The sequence below is a fragment of the Nostoc sp. CCY 9925 genome, assembly GCF_963920935.1.
GTDB lineage: Bacteria > Cyanobacteriota > Cyanobacteriia > Cyanobacteriales > Nostocaceae > Nostoc.
Window position 1 is genome coordinate 1 of record NZ_CAWUDO010000110.1, and the last position, 22,471, is coordinate 22,471.

The window sequence follows — 22,471 nt, forward strand, 5'->3', positions numbered from 1 at the left end:
CTTTAACCTTTTCCCTTTCCCCCCTCTTGCAAAAGTAACTTTTGCAAGAGGTCTAATAGCGATCGCTCCGCAAGTGAACAAGCTATGTATAAAATGCACGGTTAGGCGGTAGCCTAATAGAGATCAAACAAAATGGCATAAAAATGCTTACTTTTGCCAAACCCAAGCGAGTTGCCATCGCTATCTTTTCTTTTAGTGTCTTACTTTACAGCCAAGTAGCATCAGCGGCCTTCACACCCCTACGCAGCAAAAAGGGAATGGTGGTTTCAGCCCATCCCTTAGCCAGTGAAGCCGGAATTTCGATGTTACGCAAGGGTGGTAATGCGGTAGATGCAGCCGTAGCCACAACCTTTGCAATTTCTGTAGTTGAGCCTTTTTCGGCCGGAATTGGCGGCGGCGGATTTTTGCTCATGCATTCTCAGAAAACTGGGGAGATGAAAGCGTTAGATTTCCGGGAACGCGCACCCCTGAAAGCTACAAGAAATATGTATTTAGACGCGCAAGGTAAGGTGCGTCCCAATGCAAGTATTGATGGTTATTTAGCTGTGGCGACACCAGGAACGGTGGCGGGACTTTATGAAGTGCATCGCCGTTATGGTAAGCTTTCTTGGCAAGAAGTAGTCAAACCTGCGATCGCACTTGCCAAAGATGGCTTTATTATTGGTGATGCGTCAACTTGGCGTTCTCTGCAAACCAACCAACTTTATCAGCAACGAATTCTCAACAATCCAGCGTTGCGAGAAATCTTCACTGACAATAGTAAATTTTACAAAACAGGCGAAAGGCTAGTACAGCGTGATTTAGCCAGTACTCTAACAGCAGTAGCCAAAAATCCCCAAGATTTTTACACTGGAAAAATTGCCAAAGCGATCGCTGCTGATATGGCAAAAAATGGTGGTTTAATTACTCTAGAAGACTTAAAAGCCTATAAACCAGTTTGGCGGACTCCCGTTTGTGGAAATTTCCGCCAAGCTAAAATTTGCTCAATGCCACCACCATCATCAGGAGGCGTTCACCTCTTGGAGATTTTAAATATTATCGGCGACACAGATTTAAAATCTCTAGGATGGCATCATCCTGACGCCATACATTTAATGGTAGAAGCAATGAAGATTGCTTACAGCGATCGCTCACAATATTTAGGTGACCCAGATTTTGTTAAAGTCCCCGTACAACAACTAATCAGTCCAGCTTACGCCAAAAAACGCCACCAAGAAATTAATATGCAAATGGCCAGACCCTCCACCGAGGTCAAGCCAGGAAATCTGAATTCTGAAGTCCAGATTCCAAATTCCAAATGTCTCCCTTTCCCCTCATCCCCTTGTCCTCGCTACGAATCTCCCGAAACCAGCCATCTTACTGTTGTCGATGAACAGCGCAACGCCGTTAGCCTCACTTTCACGATTAACCTGAGTTTTGGTGCTGGCGTGATGACTCCGGGAACTGGAATTATCCTCAACAATGAAATGGATGATTTTGCTGCTGCGCCGGGAGTCCCAAATGCCTTTGGTCTAGTTGGTAACGACGCCAACAGCATTGCACCCCGTAAAACTCCTCTATCCAGCATGACCCCGACAATTGTGACGGAAAATAATCGTTTTCGCATGGCCGCAGGTGCGCCTGGTGGTAGCACCATCATCACCCAAGTGTTGCAAGTGATTTTGAATGTGCTGGAATACAAAATGGATGTTGGTGCAGCTGTCTCCGTTCCACGCATACATCATCAATGGCTTCCCGATGAATTGCGCGTCGAATCTTGGGGTTTAGATGCTTTGACTTTGCAAGATTTACGTCGTCGAGGACACAACATTAAAGAAACTCCACCTTGGGGTAATGGTAACGCGATCGCAGTTACAGCCGATGGAACTTTAGAAGGGGCGGCTGATCCTCGCAGTGAAGGTTCTCCAAGAGGTTGGTGAGGGGGAATGAGGCAGGACTTACGCACTCACATCCCCCAACCCCCTTAAAAAAGGAGCTTTAGACATTCCCCCCTTTTCAAGGGGGGTTAGGGGGGATCAGGGTTTCAAGCTTCAGTGCGTAAGTCCTGTGAGGGAGCAGGGGAGGCAAACAATTCAAAATTCAAAATGACGCTCGCGGACACGGCTTAGCTACGCTAACAAAATTCAAAATGAAGAATCCATCCTCCTGCCAATGCCCCATGACGCCACTTGCTTCAAGTCGGCAAAGCCGCCCAACGCAGTGGCTCCCCAATGCCCAATCTAAAATCAAAAATTCTTCGATTCTACGTAGCTACTAGTGCCAAATTCGTTTGCCCGTGCGCTAGGTACTAGTGTCCAACCTGCTTTGAAAAGTTTTTGATAAGTTGCCCAACCTTTCGAGCCACCTGGTATGGGATAATCTGGGACTGCAAAATGCCCAAAAGCTGTGTAGGGACGCCAAGGTTGACCAGGTTCTGTCTGCAAATACAAGATTTTCTCACCATTGCCACCAGACTTAGGTAACCAGCACATTTGTCGGTGCATTGCAAACTCCTTTACTTGTAGCTAAAAAGCATAATGGCAAACTTTTGTCAAGTCCTACCTCAGCCTTGTGGTATAGTTTTTTGCCTAATACTTTTAGACAAAATGTAGTTAATTTCTATGCACTAGAGGACAATTACTTAGAAATTCATACCCATGAGGACAGCTGCAAAGAGAATACAAAAAGAAGCAGCTTTCCGTCACTTTCTTTCTAGGATGAGGTTTTTCTAATGTTATCCGCGTTTTTGATGATTGTATGTAACAAGAACTACTATTTTATTTCGGGTGCGTTGTCGTGTAGGTAACGTACGTCAATAACTATAAAAAACCAAAAACCTGGTCAAGGTTGACCAGGTTTTATCGAGTTTACAGGTTTCAAATCGTTAAACTAATTAACTAACAGAAGGTTAATAACTAAGGTGGACTAAATAACTAGCAAACTTCGCATTTCTACGTTTTTCCGTTTTAGGATTTGGCTTCGTCTTTTACAATTAGACTTTTCGCCACTTGTATCTTGATATGCTGAAGTTTACTTGGGTTGATGACAGGGGACACTAAGTCATTCACCCTTTTTGTTTGGTTTTGCTTTGTTTGGTGTCCTACTATTTAAGTTATCACTAAGTTCGTTAGTTGCAACCCTGAGTTTACTAAAGTTGACGTTTTGTTAGGTTTTGCAATCTGGTAGCGGAGGCTTGATCCCTAACCCTGTTTTTAAGAGAGTTAAAGGGATCTTCCAGAGTTGGGCTTAGAAAATCAATTTATATTGTCAAAAATCCCACATAATTGGATTGTTATCTAAGCGATCGCTAACAATACGTCCAATAGCATCAATTTCTGCCAATTCAGCAGCAGAAAGTTGAATTTGGGCGGCTGAGGCGTTGTCTTGTGCTTGTTGGGGATAACGCGCACCGGCTATGGCATTTGTTTGAGGTTGAGCAATTAACCAGGCCAAAGCTAACTGAGCAAGGCTACAATTATGAAGGAGGGCTATAGGACGCAGTTTTTCTAGCGCTTGTTGGGCACGTTCAAAGTTTTCGCCTTGAAACAGTTTATTTTTAGCACGGTTATCTGCTGGGTCAAATTGATGACCAATTGCAAATTTACCTGTCAGCAATCCCTGTGCTAGAGGCGAATAAGCAAGGATAGAAATATTGTGTTCGATACAAAAAGGCAGTGCATCTTTTTCCACCTGTCTCCAGAATAGAGAATAAGGTGGTTGTAAGCTATCAATACGTCCATAACTTGCGGCTTCTGCTAACTGGACGCTAGAAAAATTGGAAACACCGATCGCTCGAATTTTACCTTGTTCTTTGAGGAAGTTCAGAGCGCTCATAGTTTCTTCGATAGGTACTATTTCACTATTGAAAGCGCCGGAGGGCCAATGAATTTGGTAAAGGTCAATGTAATCAGTTTTTAGGTTTGTCAGGGAACGTTCACAAGCCTGAATTACTTGTTCATACTTGAGATGATTGGCGAAAACTTTGGTGGCATATACCACCTGATGGCGGACATCAGATAAAGCTTCAGCTACAATCTTTTCAGAATGTCCTTGACCATAAACTTCAGCAGTATCAATTGTTGTGATACCAGCTTCAAATGCTGCTCGAATTGTTTTAATCGAGTCAGCATCCTCAATTCCCACCCACATTCTTTTACCTGCTTGCCAAGTTCCCATAAGAATGGGTGTGATTTGGACATCAGAATTACCTAGCGTCCGCTTTTCCATAACTGCTTCCTAACCTAATTCATTTCTCTGGACAGTTTCATACTTTATCGGTCTTAGCTTGAAATTAAATCAGAATTACAGTAGATGTGATGGAATTGACTAGAACTTTTCACGCTCTCAAAGAATGGGCAACCGCTATAAATGCCTTGGAGACGGGCAAAACAATTATGTTGCTCCGCAAAGGTGGTATCCACGAAAGAAATGGGCATTTCCAAGTTGCCCACAAACAGATTTTGCTTTACCCTACTTACGAACATCAACAAGCCTTCATGCTCAAAACTGAGTATGCCAATGATGTCTATCCAGTAACATCAGGGTGGCATCCAGAAACAATTCGCATCGGTAGTTGGGCTGAAATTACAGATATTTTGCCAGTTAGTGACGAGTTTATTGTCAACACTTTACTTCCCTTCCACATTTGGAACGAATATTTTATTAGCGATCGCCTCAAATGGAAACCACGTCAACCGCTATATATTCTGCTCTTACGAACTTATAAACTATCTCAAGAACAAGAAATTGCCTATTATGCTAAATACGGCGGTTGTAAGTCATGGATTGATTTAGACCAAGCAATTGATTTACAAGGAGCAAAACCAGTTTTATCTGACTTTGCATACATTCAATTAGTAGATAAAATTCGCTGGATTGTTGGCGATCAATTGTATCCCCCGTCGTTGTAACCAACCAATTTGCGGGTTATCAAATACCATTTTTCTCTGGAATGCGATCGAGTGCGACTGATAGCAGCATCAGAATGGATTTAGGAATCAAACCCGATCCATTCAATTATTCTCTAAGTCGCTACCCAATAATTTCGTCAACAAAAACTCTCTGCGTCTGGTGTGTCTTTGCGTTAGCCCTAATAGTCTATAATGATTCCTCTGTTGTTGAGATTGCGATTGAGTTAGGACTTACGCAAGAATAACGTCATTTCGTCATTACGAGCGATAGCATAGTAATCTCCACGTCAGCGGGGATTGCTTCCCTACACTGCGTTTCGGTCGCAATGACAATATCGGCGTTGCGTAAGTCCTGTGAGTGTTGAAGAAACAGCGAAAGAGTTAAATTTGAGTTTAGAGGAGGTGCAGGAAGTAATCCCAAAATAGCCTGCAAGTGAAGATGCTTAAACAAAGATAAAATTGAGAATATGTAATTATAGAGTTTCAGTAAATACTTTTAAATATCCTGACAATTTTTGGCGATGCCTACGGCGGTATACTACGCAATTCCTCGTTTTAATTTTTTATATGATTTCCCTATCTCCCACTCTCCAAGCTAGACTGTCTCAACCTTTAAAAATTGGCTCCTTCGAGGTCAAAAGCCGGGTTCTCCAGTCACCTTTATCTGGGGTCACAGATTTGGTATTTCGCCGTCTTGTGCGTCGCTATGCACCCGATTCGATGATGTATACCGAAATGGTCAATGCTACCGGGTTGCATTATGTCAAACAATTGCCCAAAATCATGGAGGTAGACCCCAACGAACGCCCAATTAGCATTCAACTATTTGATTGTCGTCCAGATTTCCTCGCAGAAGCAGCAGTCAAGGCAGTTGCAGAAGGGGCTGATACTGTTGATATTAATATGGGTTGTCCGGTAAATAAAATCACTAAAAATGGGGGCGGTTCTTCTCTGTTGCGACAGCCGGAAGTAGCAGAAGCAATTGTGCGAGAAGTAGTGAAAGCTGTTGATGTACCTGTGACAGTAAAAACCCGTATTGGCTGGAATGATAAAGAAATCACTATTCTCGACTTTGCCAAGCGGATGGAAGATGCAGGGGCAAAAATGATTACAGTACACGGACGCACCCGCGCTCAAGGATACAATGGCAATGCGCGTTGGGAATGGATTGCCCGTGTAAAGGAAGTACTTTCTATTCCAGTAATTGGGAATGGAGATATTTTTTCTATTGAGGCGGCGGTGAAATGTTTAGAAGAAACTGGCGCTGATGGTGTGATGTGTTCCCGTGGAACTTTGGGTTATCCGTTTTTGGTGGGAGAAATAGATCGCTTCTTAAAAACTGGAGAAATATTACCGCCACCAACCCCAATTGAAAGGCTGGAATGTGCAAGAGATCATTTACAAGCCTTGTGGGAATATAAAGGCGATCGCGGTGTTCGTCAAGCCCGTAAACACATGACTTGGTATGCTAAAGGTTTTGTTGGTGCTGCGGAATTACGCGGACAATTAAGTGTAATTGAAACCGTAGATCAGGGTTTAGCAATGATTGACCAAGCAATTGCCAAACTGGTTAATGGCTATGAATTAGAAGAAGAAACACAAGATAATTTGGTAATGATTTAACTAATCAAAATTGAGGTTTGTAATGTTAGTTTCCAAACACAATGAGATTGTATCTATTCCCGAAATCTACTCTTTAGAAGATTTCATGGCAAATCCTCCAGACGGCATGGAATGGGTAGACGGGCAACTGATAGAAAAAACAGGGATGACATTAAAACATAGTGAAATTGAAGCTAATCTAAGCTTTTATTGGAGAAGTTACATCAACTCCAATCAACTAGATGGCAAAGTTTATACTGAAGTACCTTGTCGCACATATAAACAAGGGCGTCGTCCTGATGTGGCTTATCTGACACCCAGGGCGGCCGCATCATGTCAACAAGCAAAGTCTATTCTCAATAGAACTAAAATTAATGTCATTAACTCTTGCTTATTGCGAAAATTTTAGGCGATCGCTTTGGGGCTTAAAAAATAATCAAGCGCGAAATCCTGATTTTTTCGTTGGTTTTTAACCTTCGTTGTGATCAAGAGTAATTTAGATGCGTTTGCCCTGATCTGACACCGGATTTAGTAGCTCAATTTGGCAACGTTCCCACATTGCCACAAAGTTTTCCACTAATTGCAGAAATCGTTTCACCCACCGACTTAGCTGAAGAATTATTTTTAAAAGCCCAGGAATATTTAGAGTCTGGTTGTGAGGAAATTTGGCTGGTGTTTCCTGCAAATCAGTTAGTTTTGGTCATGACTGATCATCAAGTTTTGGGATTTAAAGCTGGTGATGTAGTTAGAACTCAAAAATTATTATTGGGTTTTAGTGTAGCGGTAGACGAATTGTTAGCTTGAAAAAGTCAAGTTTCTCTATTCCTCAATACACTCACAAATATTTTTTTGTCTCATGCAGAGGCGTAGAGAAGAGAACGCAAAGAAAAACTTTTGTCATACCATTTCTTTGTGAGGCTGCGCCAAACTCTTTTAACTTCTTTCTTTGTGTTCTTCTCTAACGAGACGCTGCGCGAATGCGTCCTTTGCGGTTCATTTTTCTTTCTTGTACTTATGGTTTAGCGCATCTTCATACAGAATTGGTAAGTAGGCGGACATAATTAAATGTAAAATCCAAACCAGCGAAACCTTTTACTGTTGAGGGTTTCACCTTCTGCCTTCTGCCTCCTGCCTCCTGCCTTCTACTTATCAGAGGTTAAAATAGTTAAGCCTTAACTGAACCGTATTACTCTATTCGCTATAGCCACCGCCAGTTACTTTACCTCGAAAAACAATGTACTGGTAAACGTTATAAAATAGCATCACAGGAATGAGAAACCCAATAAAAATGATCATAATTACCAACGAACTGGGGTCAGCGGCTGCTTCATAGATAGTAATTTTATTAGGAATAATGTATGGGAAGACAATTAATCCCAAGCCAAAGAACGAGAGCACAAACAGCAGAATTGTCCAAATAAAAGGCGCTCTTTCTTCTTTGCGATTAAGACTCTTCAGAAGTTGCCAAATTAACCAAACTCCGAACAAGGGAATAACTGCAAAGATATAAACTAAAGGTTGCTGAAACAACCGCATCCTCGCATTTTCATAAATGATTGGTGTTGTAATTGTAATGAAAATCGCACCAATTAAAGTTGTCACAGCAGCAATTTTGGCAGTCTTATAGTGAGTTTCCTGCAATTCTCCTGTAGTTTTCCAAATCAGATAAGTTGAACCAATTAATACATATCCTTGAATTAAAGTTAAAGCTACCAGCACCGATGGAATATTTAACCAGTCCCAAGTTGTACCAATAAAGTGTCCCGTATCATCAACAGGAATGCCCGCCAGCACAGCGCCAAGGGCAAATCCTTGGCCGAGTGCAGCCGTAAAACTTCCAGCACCAAAAGCGAAATTCCAAAACAATTTGCGGTTTGCTAATTCGCGAAATTCAAATGCCACACCACGAAAGATAAACCCAAATACCATTAAAAAAATCGGAATATATAAGGCGTTCAAAATTGTGCCATAAGCTAAAGGAAACGCACCAAAAAGACCCCCTGCCATCAGAACTAGCCAAGTTTCATTAGCATCCCAAATATTGCTTAAACTGGTCATCAAAATACTTCGGCGTTCTTCATCTGAAGAAGTAAGAGATAATATACCCACCCCTAAATCAAATCCATCTAACATTACGTAAAGGAATAGAAAAAGAGCTAAAATCACAAACCATACTTGCGGCAGAAAATACTCTAAGGTTTCCATTACAATCTCCTATTAAATAAGGGCATTGGGCATAGGAAGAGGACAAGGGGAAAGGGAAAGGGGTAAGGGGAAAGATTAAATTTATTCCTTTTCCCTTTTCCCTTTAACCTTTTCCCTGCCCAATGCCCAATGCCCCATTTTCACTGCTGTGCTTCTACAGGGCGTTCATCTGGAACAAACTCACCAGGAGTAGTATCTACTGCGGGTTTGGCGATCTCTGCACCTGGAATTGGTAAGTCGAGATTTGGGCCTCTGCGGAGAATGCGGCTACCGAAGTACAAAACCGTAATAAATAAAAGGCTGTAAACTGTGGCAAAGCTAGTTAATGAAATTAAGACATTACTTGCAGGTAGACGAGAAGCCGCATCAACAGTGCGAATTTGTCCGTAGAGTGTCCACGGTTGTCTTCCGACACAGCGCACAATCCAGCCTGATTCTACGGCAATGTATCCTAAAGGTGCTGCCAATATCCAAGCCCGCATCAACCAGCGCTGTTGAGTAATGGTTTCTGCTGAGAGTTTACCGCGTAACCATTGCAGGGTACTTAATAACATTAATCCAGCGAAGAAAAACCCAATGGCAATCATTGTGCGGAAAGCGTAGTAAATCAAACCCACTAAATGAGGACGATCCTCTGGTTTCCACTCTTTCAAGCCACGCAATGGTTCAGAAAGATTCTTTTTGAATTCCAGAATGTATCCTAGTGCATTGGGAACGGTGATTTCCCAATCATTTTTCTGGGCTTTTTCATTAGGTATCGCCACAAGACTCCAATCTGCCGGCTGTCCCGCAGGTGAAGATTCCCACTGTGCTTCCATTGCTGCGAGTTTTGTGGGTTGATAGTGATAAACTTGTTCGCCGCTCAAATGCCCGATGTATATTTGTAATGGGGCAACTGCGATCGCAGCTGCTAAAGCAATCTTCAATGACCGCGAAAAGAAAGCTGGATGGCGTTGTTTGAGAATGTACCAAGCACTAATTCCACCAATCACAAACAACGAAGTTTCTAGTGTGGCAAAGAACATATGCAGCACACTATTAAGCATGAAGGGATTTAAAATTGCTTGAAAATAATCGTGGACAATAAACTTGCCATTGACTAATTCCCCACCTGCCGGGGTTTGCATCCAAGAATTCGCTGTCAAAATCCATACGGTTGATAGGTTAGCACCAACAGCAACTAAAATTGTTGAAAGATAGTGAATAGCCGGATTAACACGTTCCCAGCCGAATAACATAATACCTAAAAAAGCAGCTTCCAGCATGAATGCCCAGGAAGCTTCAAAGCCGATAACACTACCAAAAAAATTACCCGCCGCTTCTGAAAACGGTGCCCAATTAGTGCCAAACTGGAATTCCATCGGGATACCCGTTGCTACACCAATTCCAAAATTCAAGAGATAGAACTTAGACCAAAAGCGGGCATGGAGGTAGTAGTCTGGATTGCGAGTCTTTAACCATAGTCCCTCGACGATAACCAGATAAATTCCCATCCCTGTAGTTAAGACAGGCCAAAGCATATGGAATATTGCAGTCAGCGCAAATTGCATCCGTGATAGCACTACGGAATCCGATAAAAATTCCATGCTTGTATTCCTCTATTTAAATTCCCTGTAATTTGTTTGTCTTAGTCCACATTCAATAATCAAAAATCATTTTGACGCGATCCAATTTCACTTCTTAAGTATAGTAATACGATTTGATTTTTGTACAAAATACTATACAAGTTAAGGCAATAGGCAATAGATTTTTCCGAATGATTTAGAATTGCTATAAATCTCCCATTACGGTTGAAAAACTTGTATGCTAAGTATTTTGAGTTTTAATTTTGCATTGGTGTAGTGGCGATCGCTATTTTCTCAAGCTTGATTTTCGTGGTTGGCGATCGCCAGTATTTATCTGTATTTTTTCAGTAAACTTTATTTAATCAAAAAAACATCTCTCTATAGACAGGTAAATTTTTTTAATCATGAGTGAATTACTGATAAGTAGAAATGTGTGAAAAATTCAATGTTTGTAGTAAGGGCTTTAGTCCTAAGAAAAGGGCTAAAGCCCTTACTAGGAGTCAAGTTTAGCTAAAGTTATTTTAGTTAATTGCAATTACTAGCAAAGAACTGGCTCACAGAGTTGGATATTCAGTTTCAATCCCTAATAGGGAGTTTAGTTAATTGCAATCTGAAAACAGCACTCTCCCCACTCCCCAGGCACAGTGTTTCAATCCCTAATAGGGAGTTTAGTTAATTGCAATTTGCCTTATTCGAGTACCGATTTCGATACATTCCTGTTTCAATCCCTAATAGGGAGTTTAGTTAATTGCAATCTGGGTAGCTTGGCAGTTAAATAAGTCATGGCTAGGGGTTTCAATCCCTAATAGGGAGTTTAGTTAATTGCAATCAGGGACACCCGCAGGGTATGATTTCTCCTCTCAATTTGTTTCAATCCCTAATAGGGAGTTTAGTTAATTGCAATTTTCTAAACCCTGAGAGAAAATCTATGCCTGATATTGTTTCAATCCCTAATAGGGAGTTTAGTTAATTGCAATAGAAGAAATGCAGCAAGCCTGCCCGAAATTCTTTGTTTCAATCCCTAATAGGGAGTTTAGTTAATTGCAATTAATTGCAATTTCAGCAAGCGCTTGACCCCAGTTTCAAAACCATCACACAACCAGTTTCAATCCCTAATAGGGAGTTTAGTTAATTGCAATATTAACCTTAGTTGAGACTGCTGCCTTGATAGAGGAAAGGTTTCAATCCCTAATAGGGAGTTTAGTTAATTGCAATTTTAAAATCAATTTATTATATTGTATTTGAATACGTTTCAATCCCTAATAGGGAGTTTAGTTAATTGCAATGTTTCGCTGATCGCAAATTCGATATTGCCGTCTGTGTTTCAATCCCTAATAGGGAGTTTAGTTAATTGCAATAATGACTATGAGATATTAGCTAACCAGGCTTTTGTTTCAATCCCTAATAGGGAGTTTAGTTAATTGCAATTATGTAAGTGTGGCGCATACTCTTGTCTCTTTTTTGTTTCAATCCCTAATAGGGAGTTTAGTTAATTGCAATTAAGAAGAAAAATAGGTACTCGGTTCTCTACGTGGTTTCAATCCCTAATAGGGAGTTTAGTTAATTGCAATGGCAGGATATGGCTTTTCTGTTGAAGAAAAAGTTTCAATCCCTAATAGGGAGTTTAGTTAATTGCAATCCTTCATTATCTTGCACAAAGCGCAAAACTCCAGGTTAGGTTTCAATCCCTAATAGGGAGTTTAGTTAATTGCAATCACCAGAACCAATTTATCTCTATGTCGGGAATGGTGAAGTAGTTTCAATCCCTAATAGGGAGTTTAGTTAATTGCAATTTTCTTGTCCACGGGCGTTGCGTCCGCAGTATCGGTTTCAATCCCTAATAGGGAGTTTAGTTAATTGCAATAACTCCAGGCGATCGCCTTATCCACCCACGTAATAAGTGGTTTCAATCCCTAATAGGGAGTTTAGTTAATTGCAATGCCTTTTAAGGGCATTGTTTTGGTTAAAATGCACGTTTCAATCCCTAATAGGGAGTTTAGTTAATTGCAATTTGGCGGCTAGTTCTCGGGCTGCTTGAACTAAAAGATGGTTTCAATCCCTAATAGGGAGTTTAGTTAATTGCAATTTCTGCATCCCATCAAATGCCGGGTGATCATTAGGGTTTCAATCCCTAATAGGGAGTTTAGTTAATTGCAATTCAGAACAACCCTACGTCACACCTGACCCTTAACTTGTTTCAATCCCTAATAGGGAGTTTAGTTAATTGCAATCGCCGATACTTGAAAGGCTTGCTGTATTTGGTTTTCAAGGTGCAGTAGCGCGAATGAGAAAATCATAACACAACAGATGGTAGTAACACCAGATGCAAATCGCTGAAACTCAGTCTCCATAAGGTGCGCGGATGGTTTACAAGTCCTATAGTCCTCAAAACCTTGTACACATTAAGATGCAGCCATTTTTGCTAACGTTTGATTTTCTACAGCTGCCCATCCGCGCATTTGGCAACGAAATTAGTCTAATTGATGAAGATTACCACGATTAGGATAGGCGATCGCCTACCACTTGCACACCTACGCCTGTGCAATGTCTAACTTACCAAATCAGGAAAAACCTCTTGCACAGCAGGATGCACTAATTTATGACTCTGCACATTTACACCTTTAGCTAAGGCTGGGTTAACTTCCAATGCCTTAATTCCCAAATTCGCCAACTGCACAACATAAGGTAATGTGCTGTTATTGAGTGCCTGAGTTGCTGTCCAAGGTACTGCTCCTGGCATATTGGGAACGCCATAATGCACCACACCCTCTTCAATGTATACCGGATTTGTGTGAGATGTGGCATGTAAGGTTTCTACACAACCGCCTTGGTCAACAGCAACATCAACTATTACGGAACCAGGATGCATTTGTTTGACTAATTCGCGGGATACTAAGGTTGGTGCCCTACGTCCCAGGACTAAAACTGCACCGATGAGCAAGTCGGCTTCTTTAACTGCGGCTTCAATATGAGCTGAGTTGCTGTAAAGGTATTCGACTCTAGAGCCAAATAGGGTTTCTAGGTAAGATAACCGTTCGACACTCACATCTAAAATCTGGACGCTGGCACCCATCCCCACGGCAATTTTAGCTGCTTCTGTGCCGACGACACCGCCACCGAGAATGACGACTTTACCTGGTTTGACTCCAGGTACACCACCCAAAAGCACGCCTCTACCGCCTTGCTGACGTTCTAGAAATCTTGCCCCAAATTGTACTGCAAGCCGACCGGCAATTACGCTCATGGGAGTCAGCAGAGGTAGTCTGTTAGCGCCTGGTTGTTCTACAGTTTCGTAGGCGATCGCACAAGTGCCACAATCAATTAAATGCTCTGTTAATTTGCGATCGGCTGCTAAGTGTAAATAAGTAAATAATATTTGTCCTTTTTGCAAAAAATTATACTCAGATTTCAATGGCTCTTTGACTTTCACAACCAATTCCCGATTCCAAGCCGCTTCTGCTGTGGGGACAATCTCTGCTCCAGCACTTATGTAGTCATCATCTGTAAATCCAGCACCATTACCTGCTTGCGTCTGCACGAAAATGTGATGACCATTTTCTCGCAGCACCCGTGCACTAGAAGGACTTAAACCTACCCGAAATTCTTGATCTTTAGTTTCCTTAGGAACGCCGATTTCCATATACCGCCTCTGATAATTTTTTTTGTTTAACTGTAGCCTGCCAATCTCAAGCTTGCTACCGATCTATTGGCGATAGCTGTATTAGAAATAGCTATTCTCAGTCTTGAGCCTGTCAATTTTATCCAAATGGCTGCAAACTCTTACTCTTGACTATTGCTTCAGTATTTATACAATATATAAAGAATAGTAACAAATTATTAAAAAAGCGGTTGCAAGCTCCCTTCTAGGAAGCTTTAGCTGAATTTGTCAAGTCATCTTGGCATTCAAGCACTGCGATCGCTCATCACCTGCCAAAATAAGCTAAAGGTTAAGGAAAAATTAATTCCTTTACCTTTGATGTCAAGTCCGGTGAATCACTTATCATTAAAATCTCTGTTACGTCCCCGCGTCTCCGTATCAGTCTTAATGACAAATCTTCAACCGGACATGGCATTACTCCTTCCCCAGCCAATACCACAAAGTCTGATATTAAGTCCCGTTTGCCGAAAAGAGGTTTCTAAAAAATGACACAACCACAACCGACAATTACACCTAAACTAGACCAGCCGAAGTTTGGCTTTAACGAATATGCTGAGCGGTTAAATGGTCGAGCTGCAATGATTGGCTTTGCCTTGATGTTAGTGATTGAATACGTTACTAATCAAGGGGTGCTATCATGGCTGGGTCTGAAGTAGTGCGACCAACAAGCACACAAATTGTAAGCTAGTATTTAGAGGAGTTTCAACCAGCTGGAACAACCAGTTGGTTTTGACTTTAAGGATTGATAGCGAAACACTTCGCCCTCAATACTTTTATTAGATTTATTTGTAAATTGTTGCCGTAGAATGTAACCAAGAGAGGAATCCAAAAACCTATTACTGACTGAAATATCTGAAACTTGCAACTAGCACATGTAAGAAGGTTAATGAGTAGACTTCCTCCCCTACTCAAGAAAGTCATAATTAAATTAGTTTATGCCTTTGATGAAAAAGGCAAAATATGGGTGAGGTATTCTTGGTCAATAATATACACAAAAGGTGAACTGGAACCAATCAACCTGTGATGAATGCTGTATTACCTCGTTTTTTGAAGTCAACCTACCGCAAAGAACCACTAATCAGTATATTGATTACGATGGGACTGGTAGATGCCCTGATTGGCGGATTGGATGATAGCTGGTCGTTGTTTGCTTTTGGTTTGGGAACGGCAGGGATAGCGCTAGGCTTAAAGTTGTGGCGTATCCAGCAGAGTCGTCCTCTACCAGAGGAGCCTATAGTACAACATTACTTGCCCTCCCGTTCCTCTAGTCCACCTTTACCAATGCTAAGTGTTTCTAAGAAAAAACCACCTCTGTAGAGAGTACTGAGTAGAGACGCGATTGATCGCGTCTTGAGTAGAGACGCGATTAACCCAAGTCTTTCCAAGAGTTATGGGTGATAATTCATAACTCTAGAAAATTTGTTTATATATGTTTTTTTATACTTATCTCAAAAAGTGAGGAAAAATAGTGAGGAGTGAGGGAAGAGGTGGGGTTAATTTCCGGCGTCGGTATATTATCCTGGCATTTATTGTAGCTGTTGCCCTTCCAGTAATGACCTGGGAAGGGTTTTATATTCATCAGGCTGATGCTGCCATTGAATTTGCACCAAACAACTCCGAAACTACAAATAACTTTGCAAATTTCCAGCAACTTTACACCCTCAAAGGACATAACGGAACTGTTAAATCCCTAACCTTCACTCCAGATAGCAGAATTCTGATCAGTGGAGGCGCAGAAAACGAGGGGATAATTCGCCTTTGGAATCCAGCAAATGGCAAAAACTTGGGGAATATTAACAAAGCACACAAGACTGCCGTAGAATCTTTAGTAATTTCGCCAGATGGTCGAACCTTAGTTAGTTGTAGTACTGACAACACGATTAACCTCTGGAACGTGAAAAACTTTAAATTTAACTTTAGCCGCTCTTTTGTAGGACATACCAGTAACGTATTATCTTTAGCGGTATCTCCTGATAGTAAAGTTTTGATTAGTGGAGCTTTAGATGGGATTCGCTTGTGGGATTTGTTACAGCAGCGCCCACTCGGGAGTTTAGCACGCTTTAACAATTTGATTTATACGGTGGCTATTAGTCCTGATGGGCAAACCTTGGCTAGTGGCGACAATAAAGGTGTGATTAAGCTATGGAGTCTGAGTAGTGGTAAATTAATTAGTGAATCAGTAGCTCATACTAATTCTGTTACCGCTGTCGCCTTTACACCAGACGGACAAACATTAATTAGTGCTAGCCGCGATCGCACCATTAAAGTGTGGAATGTCAGTAGTGGAGAATTATTCCGTACCCTTACAGGACATAATAACTGGGTAAATGCGATCGCCATTAACCCAGACGGACAAACCCTCGCAAGTGCTGGCAGAGATGGCATTAAGTTGTGGAATATCGCTTCAGGTGAGTTAATCAATACATTAAGTGGACATACAGACTGGGTAAGTGCCATCGCTTTTAGTCCAAATGGGCAAATACTAGCCAGTGGTGGATTCGATCAAAAAGTCAAGATTTGGGGAATTCCAGTAAAACGTAAGTAAGAATTTATGAACCTTTGAGAGCTAAAGTTCATATCAAAATCCTAAGACAATCGATTTTTCAAAATAATAATAGCGCTTACCTCTAGTTGAGTAAGCGCTACTCTTTTAATTAAATTCAGGGAGAAAATATAGTTATAGCAGTTGCCAGCTACATTAGGACAAAAACTGATGTACAACTCCGACACCAACGAACTTTTAAGCCTATTGCCTGTTCCCTGCTATCAATTCCCTGATTTTTAGTAATAAATAATTACAATTTCATGCCTTAGATTGCACTGCGTCGAGTTAGCAAGTTCCACAAGAAAACTGCGACAATTGCACCAAGAACTGCCACTAAGACTCCAGTTAAGCTGAGAGTTGGAGCCGCTAGAGCCAAAGTTCCCGTACTGAAGAATACACCCAGACTGCCACCAACGAAAGCACCAATGATTCCTAACAATATTGTTCCTAAGATTCCGCCGCCTTGATGACCGGGGTAGATAGCTTTCGCAATAGCACCAGCAATTAGACCTAAAACAATCCATGCAAGGATATTCATTGTTCTTAACTTGAGAAACGTTTTTGACTGACAAATACACAATAGCAATTCCAATATTGACATTTACTCTCCCAACAGAACCATTTCTAAATACCCATAAGGATGAATTGTTGTTACTTCTGATGATGAACTCCCCTAATTCCAATGGACAATAAATTGACAAAAAGCTCCTAGTAAGTCTGGGACTAGAGGCTTATAAATTCATTACTTGTAATTTGGATATAGGCATTTCTCATTAGCTGTGGGCCTCTATTTGAACAATTAAGCTAAAGTTTGAAAGCCGAATATTAATTTGATAAGGTGAAAGAGTAAATGGCTTGTAGCTGCGACCAATGTTTAAGATGTCATCAATTACTGGCTTGCTTCCATTCGCCACCCTTACAACTACCTTGGCACTGGCAACAATTATTTTCTATCCATCAAAAACTTTGTCACAAACACCAAGCGACGGGCGCAATACAGTTCCCCAGCCAGGTTGCCTATCTGGGTATCCTGATGGCACATATGGAGGTTCGCGCCCAGTTACACGCTATGAATTTGCTGCTGGCTTAAATACCTGCCTAAATCAGTTAAATCAAGTGACTCCTGCTAGGACTGATTTAGCAACGAAGGAAGATTTGGAAATTTTGCTCAAACGACAGAGCGAATTAAACCAACAACTTCGAGAACTCAACGAGCGAGTTGACACTATACCTCCGAGAAAATAAGCATTTGACAGCAGTTAATTGATGCTAATGCTCATTTACTTCAACTATTTCTTAAAGAAGGAGTGGAAAAACTTGATTGCAGTGCAGTCAAATACCTCCACCATTTCTTGAAACAACTTTATAAGAAGCATTCGTTAAGCCCGTACAATAATGATCGGTTATTACACACACCTCTCTGATTGTTATTAGTCAGAATATAGTGGTGCACTATATTGCACTCTTACAAAAGCTAAATACAGAGGTAAACTATGTTTCCTTTTTGGGGTAATGCCTGTTATGGAAGCGAACCCATTTCGCACAAAGCTAGCTTAGAGCGGAAATTAAAATTCCTGATTTGGATGCGAGATGATTTAGAGTCCAAGCTGGCTGGTCTTAATGCTTCTATTGATACAATTCGCCAGCAAATAGAACGTTCAGATACAGCTGCTTAGAACTTAGTTCTTGCAGACATTTGTACTTAAGCTGGTTGTAACTCTTTTGTGGCTGGGTGCTGTACATTGGCTGCATTCTTCTTGTAGGTTTTTGTGCAGCACTCTGTCACAAACTAGCGTCCAAAAGAAAAACGGAATTTAGTCTTTTATGCTAGCGGCTGGTGAAAATAACCCTCAATATTTATAGCAGGGAATAGGCAACAGGCAACAGACTTAAAAGTCTCTTGGTACTGTGTTTTTACGAGCTTCAACTGCTATGCTGTCGCGTATTTAATTTGCACAACCAGGGCGGGCAAGATGCCCACCCCACAAGAAATTCATTTTTTTGAGAATGCAAATTCAAATATTTTTAGCTCATAACTCAAGATACTGGTAGAGTCAGCAGAGTTGATTAATATCTGGAAGTTAGAGCGTTAATCGTCTTAAAACGCCAAAAATTATAGAAATGAAAAATACGATCTCGATAGTTTTGAATAACTGGTTAAAACCACACAAATATTCTGTTTTACTATTTGATTCAATTGCTGCCGCTAATGACGTTGCTCTCATGCTTAACGGTGAGTGGGATGGCTGCAATGGTGTAATTATGGCTAAATGTGATGAAGTAGCTGTTAATACTGCTGCGAAACTATTAGAAGCTGCGTGGTGTTATCAAGGCGCATCAAGAGCTGTTTTACAAAGAGTAACCACTGATGAAATTTTGCGCCGTTATGCAATAGGAGAAAGAAATTTTGTTAATGCTAATTTGAGGTGTGCAGTACTTACATCAATGAAACTGACTGAAATTAACCTAAGTTATGCAAAGTTGAGTTGGACAGACCTAAGTCAAGCTAATCTCACTAAGGCTGATTTAACAGCAGCAGACCTAAGTCAAGCTAATTTAAGTGGAACCGACCTAAATAAAGCATACCTAATGAGGACAAACCTAAGTGGTGCTAACCTGCAACAAGCTTCACTCAAAGGGGCTAACCTAAGCAGCGCTAACTTAAGTGAAGTTAATCTCACTGGTGCAGATTTAACTGGAGCTAATTTAGCACTAGCAGATTTAAGAGGGGCAAATTTTCACCTCTGCAATTTGAGTGGGGCTAATCTGACAGGTGCGAAGTTAATTGAAAGTGACTTGGCTTTTGCTCTACAATGATTGCGCCTTCAAGCGATCGCTATCAAAAAAGATTTAAAACCCCCAGATGGGGGCTTAATTGTCCTCCAGATTTACTAGCGAACTGCAACAAAACCAGCTTGCTCAATTGCTTTTTGTCCCTGTTCAGTTAATAAAAGTTTGGCGTAGGCATCCCCTATTTGCTGTTCTTGCCCTTTATTCTGCTTAATAATCACAAACATATCAGCAGTAATTGGATAGCTACCATTTCTAATAGCCTCAGTATTTACTTGATTACGCTGACGTAAGCAATTTTCCGGTGATACCAGAGGTTTGCGGTAAGGGGCAATTAACTGACTAGAAGTGCGACCCAATGGCAAAGCCTTCACACTACACTGAGGAACCACTGAACGGGCAGAAGCGTAATACAGTCCACCAGGGATTTTGCTGAGTTGGCGCACTGCCTCTGTAGTTGAGTAGACATACTGGACATTCGAGCCAAATGCTTGCCCCTTCGAGTTGTTATTGCTAGAGAATATTACTGTATCTGCGTTTTCTGGTCGTTGAGATAAAGGTATGATGGGTAGGTTTGGGCCACCTACTTGCTCCCAGTTAGTAATTTGCCCGGAATAAATCTGCTGCAATTGCTCAACAGTTAAACCTGGCACCTTGAGTGATGGATTGACTACCACTGCTATTCCATCAATCCCTACCCGACGTTGTTCAAGGGTAAAGCCTCGTTGTGTCGCAATTGCTTGTTCTTCATCTGTCAGGGGACGGGAAGATTGAGCAAAGTCCAATTCCCCATCAAGCAACATCCGAATACCTGAGCTAGAGCCAGGGCTATTCTTTGTAGGATCTACGTAACGTAATTGTAGTTCAGGGCGATCGCTTTGGATCTGAGAATCTACCAATTGCCGGATAGATGCCCAAGCCGTACTACCACCGTAGTTGAATGAGCCGCTAGGAACATCGGCAATTGTCTGAAAATTCGATCCTCCAGTAGAAGAGGCGTTTAAATTTTGATTGGGGGAGTAGGAGTTAGCACTGTTACGGGATAATAAGTTTGGCTTGAGTAACCACCAAAGCAATCCGCCTATAACCATCAGTGTCAATACTTTACCAATAATCAAACCTCTAAGAAAGAGGGCAATTTCGCCGTTAATTAAAGTTTTTCTTTGGTTTGTATTGTCCATATCTTTAAATTTTGTTTCTTGATTGTATTTATACTACAGTAATTTCTCAGTATTTACCTTCTAAAAATCGTTCGATATTTAAGTTTTGAGTAAAGCTTTAAGTAGTAAGTCAATAACCACTTTCTTGATTGCTAAGAATAAGTTTGTAAAATCTTATATAACAGGCAATTTGCTTGAAAATCTTTTAGTGTCTGGGTTTTACGGCCAGCTTATTTAATCAACTATGCTTCAACTGCTAAACAAAATATTTCCCCACCAAGCCTTTCCAAAGAGGGAATAACAGATTCAAGTTCCTCTTTCAAAAGGAGGATTTTGCCGAATCTTAAGTTTTTTATATATCATCTACTACTTTTAAAGTATCTTCTAAATAGATGATTAACTGTTTGTAATGCCGTCAAATTTAATTCCCTGAGTAGTCTTTGCAATAGTGTAATCAGTTTTATCAATTCTTCTTTGGGCAGTTAAGGTATTTATATTAGTTAAGTGTGATTCATTAATAAATTTTTCTATGATATTTTTTAATTGAATAGGTTGGTATGGAACCGATGTACTTGTATTAATAAATGTATACATTAAAATAATTACTATCAAACTAGTGCTAGCACCGAGTCCGATCCCCAGCAACAAAATAAAATTTCTATAAGCTAGAAAATAGCTATCGACAGTGTTTTGTTTTAGCCCACCAGATTGTGATGACTCCAAGCGCACCAAATCGGAATTAAGGGCTTCCAGAGCTTCTGCGGCACATTGATAACGTTGGCTATGGCGATCGCAAACCATTCTGTCTAAAATATCTGCAAAACCATCGCTTACCTGTGTGTGATGACGCCAGATAACTTCCCCAGTATTGGGATCTTCTTGTAGCTGGTCAGGTATTAAGCCTGTGAGAGCTTGAATGCCAATCATACCTACTGCATAGATATCGCTGGAAAGTTTTGGCTTTCCTTTAGCCTGTTCGCTTGGCATATAACCAGGAGTGCCAACCACAACGGTTAAACCAGCTCCTAAAGCACCAATTTTTTTAATACTCCCAAAGTCAATTAAGACAATCTTGCCATCGGAATGCCGGCGCATTAAATTTTGCGGCTTAATATCTCGGTGAATAATGTTGTGTTCGTGTACGAAAACTAACACTTGCAAGATGTCTTTTAATAAATTCAAGACTGCATTTTCGCTCATGCGTTGACCTGGGATAATTTCTTGAGTCAAAGGATGACCGTCAACATATTCTTGGACTAAATAAAAATCTCCACCTTCATCAAAATGAGCAAACAGTCTAGGAATTTGATCGTGGTCGTTGCCTAGCTGATATAAAACTTCTGCTTCTCTAGCAAATAATTTTTTAGCGATCGCACCAACAGTAGGATTAGGATCTTTTGGGTGGAAATGTTTGACAACACAATGCGGTCTTCCTGGTAAATCTAAGTCTACGGCTAAGTACGTATCACCAGATCCTCCGCTTCCCAACTGTTTGATAATTTCAAAGCGATTCCGAAGTGTTTTTCTAACAAAAGACTGCTGATATCTATTACGTATTGCAGTTGCTAACGAAGAATTTTCACCAAATTCTGGGCTTCCCAACACTTTAACAGTCTCAAAGCTACTCCTGAATGTTTTTCTGATGAGAGGGTTCTGGCTCATGTGACGTATAGTATTGTGCTAATTACTGATCATTCAGAGTTTGTCATAGCTTGGGTGAGAAGATGAATGCTCGCCGCTTGATTTTTCGGTTTAAAGACAATCATCTTGCCAAACTTCATCTGCTTGAGGACAGTTTTATGGTTTGGCTTGAAATTGGAGTTTTAACCTAGAAATAAATATAAAAATAATACAAGCTTTGAGACATAAAGTAAATGCAATACCGTAAGTAATTAAAACTCTATGTTTTTCCACTGGTAGCCCAGAAACAGAGAACTACACCACTCCTAATACGGTTCGGTTAAAGGGCAAAGGGAAGACTCTTCTTCTTTATCTATTTTACAGCCGTAGTCACACAGGTTAGGACATTTTGAAAGCATGGAAGCTAGGAATAGTAA

20 protein-coding genes and 1 CRISPR repeat array are annotated in these 22,471 nt (G+C 40.9%); of the genes, 12 read left to right on the top strand and 8 right to left on the bottom strand.

All coding sequences use genetic code 11. The features are described from left to right. Window positions 1-143 precede the first annotated feature (143 nt). Window positions 144-1,919, top strand: a complete 1,776-nt coding sequence (gene ggt / locus ACM0OY_RS33440; protein ID WP_414573067.1) for a gamma-glutamyltransferase — start codon at window positions 144-146, stop codon at window positions 1,917-1,919. A 306-nt stretch (window positions 1,920-2,225) separates the two neighbouring features. On the opposite strand, the gene ACM0OY_RS33445 is transcribed toward ggt, so the two are convergent. Together ACM0OY_RS33445 and ACM0OY_RS33450 are read right to left on the bottom strand one after the other, a co-directional pair. Then, window positions 2,226-2,483 carry a hypothetical protein gene (locus tag ACM0OY_RS33445; RefSeq protein WP_414573068.1) on the bottom strand — a complete coding sequence of 86 codons (258 nt, stop codon included), beginning with the start codon at window positions 2,481-2,483 and terminating at the stop codon, window positions 2,226-2,228. Window positions 2,484-3,246: 763 nt separating this feature from the next. Next, window positions 3,247-4,206 (bottom strand): aldo/keto reductase, encoded by a 960-nt coding sequence (locus ACM0OY_RS33450; protein ID WP_414573069.1) that lies wholly within the window; start codon window positions 4,204-4,206, stop codon window positions 3,247-3,249. An 89-nt stretch (window positions 4,207-4,295) separates the two neighbouring features. Here ACM0OY_RS33450 and ACM0OY_RS33455 point away from each other — a divergent pair, with 89 nt between their 5' ends. The 4 genes from ACM0OY_RS33455 (at window position 4,296) to ACM0OY_RS33470 (ending at window position 7,295) form a co-directional block, all read left to right on the top strand. After that, window positions 4,296-4,889 (top strand): DUF1802 family protein, encoded by a 594-nt coding sequence (locus ACM0OY_RS33455; protein ID WP_414573070.1) that lies wholly within the window; start codon window positions 4,296-4,298, stop codon window positions 4,887-4,889. Between the two features lie 567 nt (window positions 4,890-5,456). Next, complete coding sequence (dusB, locus tag ACM0OY_RS33460) at window positions 5,457-6,512, top strand: tRNA dihydrouridine synthase DusB (RefSeq protein ID WP_414573071.1); 1,056 nt, start codon at window positions 5,457-5,459, stop codon at window positions 6,510-6,512. 22 nt (window positions 6,513-6,534) lie between these two features. Then, window positions 6,535-6,900: a Uma2 family endonuclease gene (locus ACM0OY_RS33465; protein ID WP_414573072.1), complete on the top strand. Its 366-nt coding sequence runs from the start codon at window positions 6,535-6,537 to the stop codon at window positions 6,898-6,900. A gap of 149 nt (window positions 6,901-7,049) precedes the next feature. Continuing rightward, window positions 7,050-7,295 (top strand): Uma2 family endonuclease, encoded by a 246-nt coding sequence (locus ACM0OY_RS33470; RefSeq protein WP_414573073.1) that lies wholly within the window; start codon window positions 7,050-7,052, stop codon window positions 7,293-7,295. 387 nt (window positions 7,296-7,682) lie between these two features. Here ACM0OY_RS33470 and cydB read toward each other — a convergent pair whose 3' ends face one another. The 3 genes from cydB to ald form a co-directional block, all read right to left on the bottom strand. After that, window positions 7,683-8,696: a cytochrome d ubiquinol oxidase subunit II gene (gene cydB / locus ACM0OY_RS33475; RefSeq protein WP_414573074.1), complete on the bottom strand. Its 1,014-nt coding sequence runs from the start codon at window positions 8,694-8,696 to the stop codon at window positions 7,683-7,685. A gap of 140 nt (window positions 8,697-8,836) precedes the next feature. Further along, complete coding sequence (locus ACM0OY_RS33480) at window positions 8,837-10,282, bottom strand: cytochrome ubiquinol oxidase subunit I (protein ID WP_414573075.1); 1,446 nt, start codon at window positions 10,280-10,282, stop codon at window positions 8,837-8,839. Window positions 10,283-10,834: 552 nt separating this feature from the next. Beyond that, window positions 10,835-12,492: a CRISPR direct-repeat array (repeat unit 37 nt; unit sequence GTTTCAATCCCTAATAGGGAGTTTAGTTAATTGCAAT). 317 nt (window positions 12,493-12,809) lie between these two features. After that, entirely contained in the window at window positions 12,810-13,901 is a 1,092-nt protein-coding gene (gene ald / locus ACM0OY_RS33485) for an alanine dehydrogenase (RefSeq protein ID WP_414573076.1), read from the bottom strand. A 243-nt stretch (window positions 13,902-14,144) separates the two neighbouring features. Between ald and ACM0OY_RS33490 the strand changes: the two genes are divergently transcribed. From ACM0OY_RS33490 to ACM0OY_RS33505, 4 genes are all read left to right on the top strand, one after another. Beyond that, a complete protein-coding gene (locus tag ACM0OY_RS33490; protein WP_414573077.1) occupies window positions 14,145-14,408 on the top strand; it encodes a hypothetical protein in 264 nt (87 codons plus the stop codon). Continuing rightward, window positions 14,405-14,575 (top strand): chlorophyll a/b-binding protein, encoded by a 171-nt coding sequence (locus tag ACM0OY_RS33495; RefSeq protein ID WP_414573078.1) that lies wholly within the window; start codon window positions 14,405-14,407, stop codon window positions 14,573-14,575. Before ACM0OY_RS33490 ends, ACM0OY_RS33495 begins: the two co-directional genes overlap by 4 nt. Before the next feature lie 367 nt (window positions 14,576-14,942). Next, on the top strand, window positions 14,943-15,236 hold the full coding sequence (locus ACM0OY_RS33500) for a hypothetical protein (protein ID WP_414573079.1): 294 nt from the start codon (window positions 14,943-14,945) through the stop codon (window positions 15,234-15,236). A gap of 151 nt (window positions 15,237-15,387) precedes the next feature. Continuing rightward, the gene (locus tag ACM0OY_RS33505; protein WP_414573080.1) at window positions 15,388-16,464 is read left to right on the top strand and encodes a WD40 repeat domain-containing protein; all 1,077 of its coding nucleotides are present in this window, start codon (window positions 15,388-15,390) and stop codon (window positions 16,462-16,464) included. Window positions 16,465-16,729: 265 nt separating this feature from the next. Here the strand turns inward: ACM0OY_RS33505 and ACM0OY_RS33510 are convergent, their stop codons facing one another. Further along, on the bottom strand, window positions 16,730-17,002 hold the full coding sequence (locus ACM0OY_RS33510; RefSeq protein ID WP_414573081.1) for a GlsB/YeaQ/YmgE family stress response membrane protein: 273 nt from the start codon (window positions 17,000-17,002) through the stop codon (window positions 16,730-16,732). A gap of 341 nt (window positions 17,003-17,343) precedes the next feature. Between ACM0OY_RS33510 and ACM0OY_RS33515 the strand changes: the two genes are divergently transcribed. From ACM0OY_RS33515 to ACM0OY_RS33525, 3 genes are all read left to right on the top strand, one after another. Continuing rightward, complete coding sequence (locus ACM0OY_RS33515; RefSeq protein WP_414573082.1) at window positions 17,344-17,709, top strand: S-layer homology domain-containing protein; 366 nt, start codon at window positions 17,344-17,346, stop codon at window positions 17,707-17,709. 248 nt (window positions 17,710-17,957) lie between these two features. Further along, window positions 17,958-18,140: a hypothetical protein gene (locus ACM0OY_RS33520; protein ID WP_414573083.1), complete on the top strand. Its 183-nt coding sequence runs from the start codon at window positions 17,958-17,960 to the stop codon at window positions 18,138-18,140. A 445-nt stretch (window positions 18,141-18,585) separates the two neighbouring features. Then, window positions 18,586-19,281, top strand: a complete 696-nt coding sequence (locus ACM0OY_RS33525) for a pentapeptide repeat-containing protein (RefSeq protein WP_414573084.1) — start codon at window positions 18,586-18,588, stop codon at window positions 19,279-19,281. A gap of 74 nt (window positions 19,282-19,355) precedes the next feature. Here the strand turns inward: ACM0OY_RS33525 and ACM0OY_RS33530 are convergent, their stop codons facing one another. Both ACM0OY_RS33530 and ACM0OY_RS33535 read right to left on the bottom strand, forming a co-directional pair. Then, a complete protein-coding gene (locus ACM0OY_RS33530; RefSeq protein WP_414573085.1) occupies window positions 19,356-20,435 on the bottom strand; it encodes a PstS family phosphate ABC transporter substrate-binding protein in 1,080 nt (359 codons plus the stop codon). 375 nt (window positions 20,436-20,810) lie between these two features. Next, the gene (locus ACM0OY_RS33535) at window positions 20,811-22,019 is read right to left on the bottom strand and encodes a protein kinase domain-containing protein (RefSeq protein WP_414573086.1); all 1,209 of its coding nucleotides are present in this window, start codon (window positions 22,017-22,019) and stop codon (window positions 20,811-20,813) included. Between the last annotated feature and the right edge of the window lie 452 nt (window positions 22,020-22,471).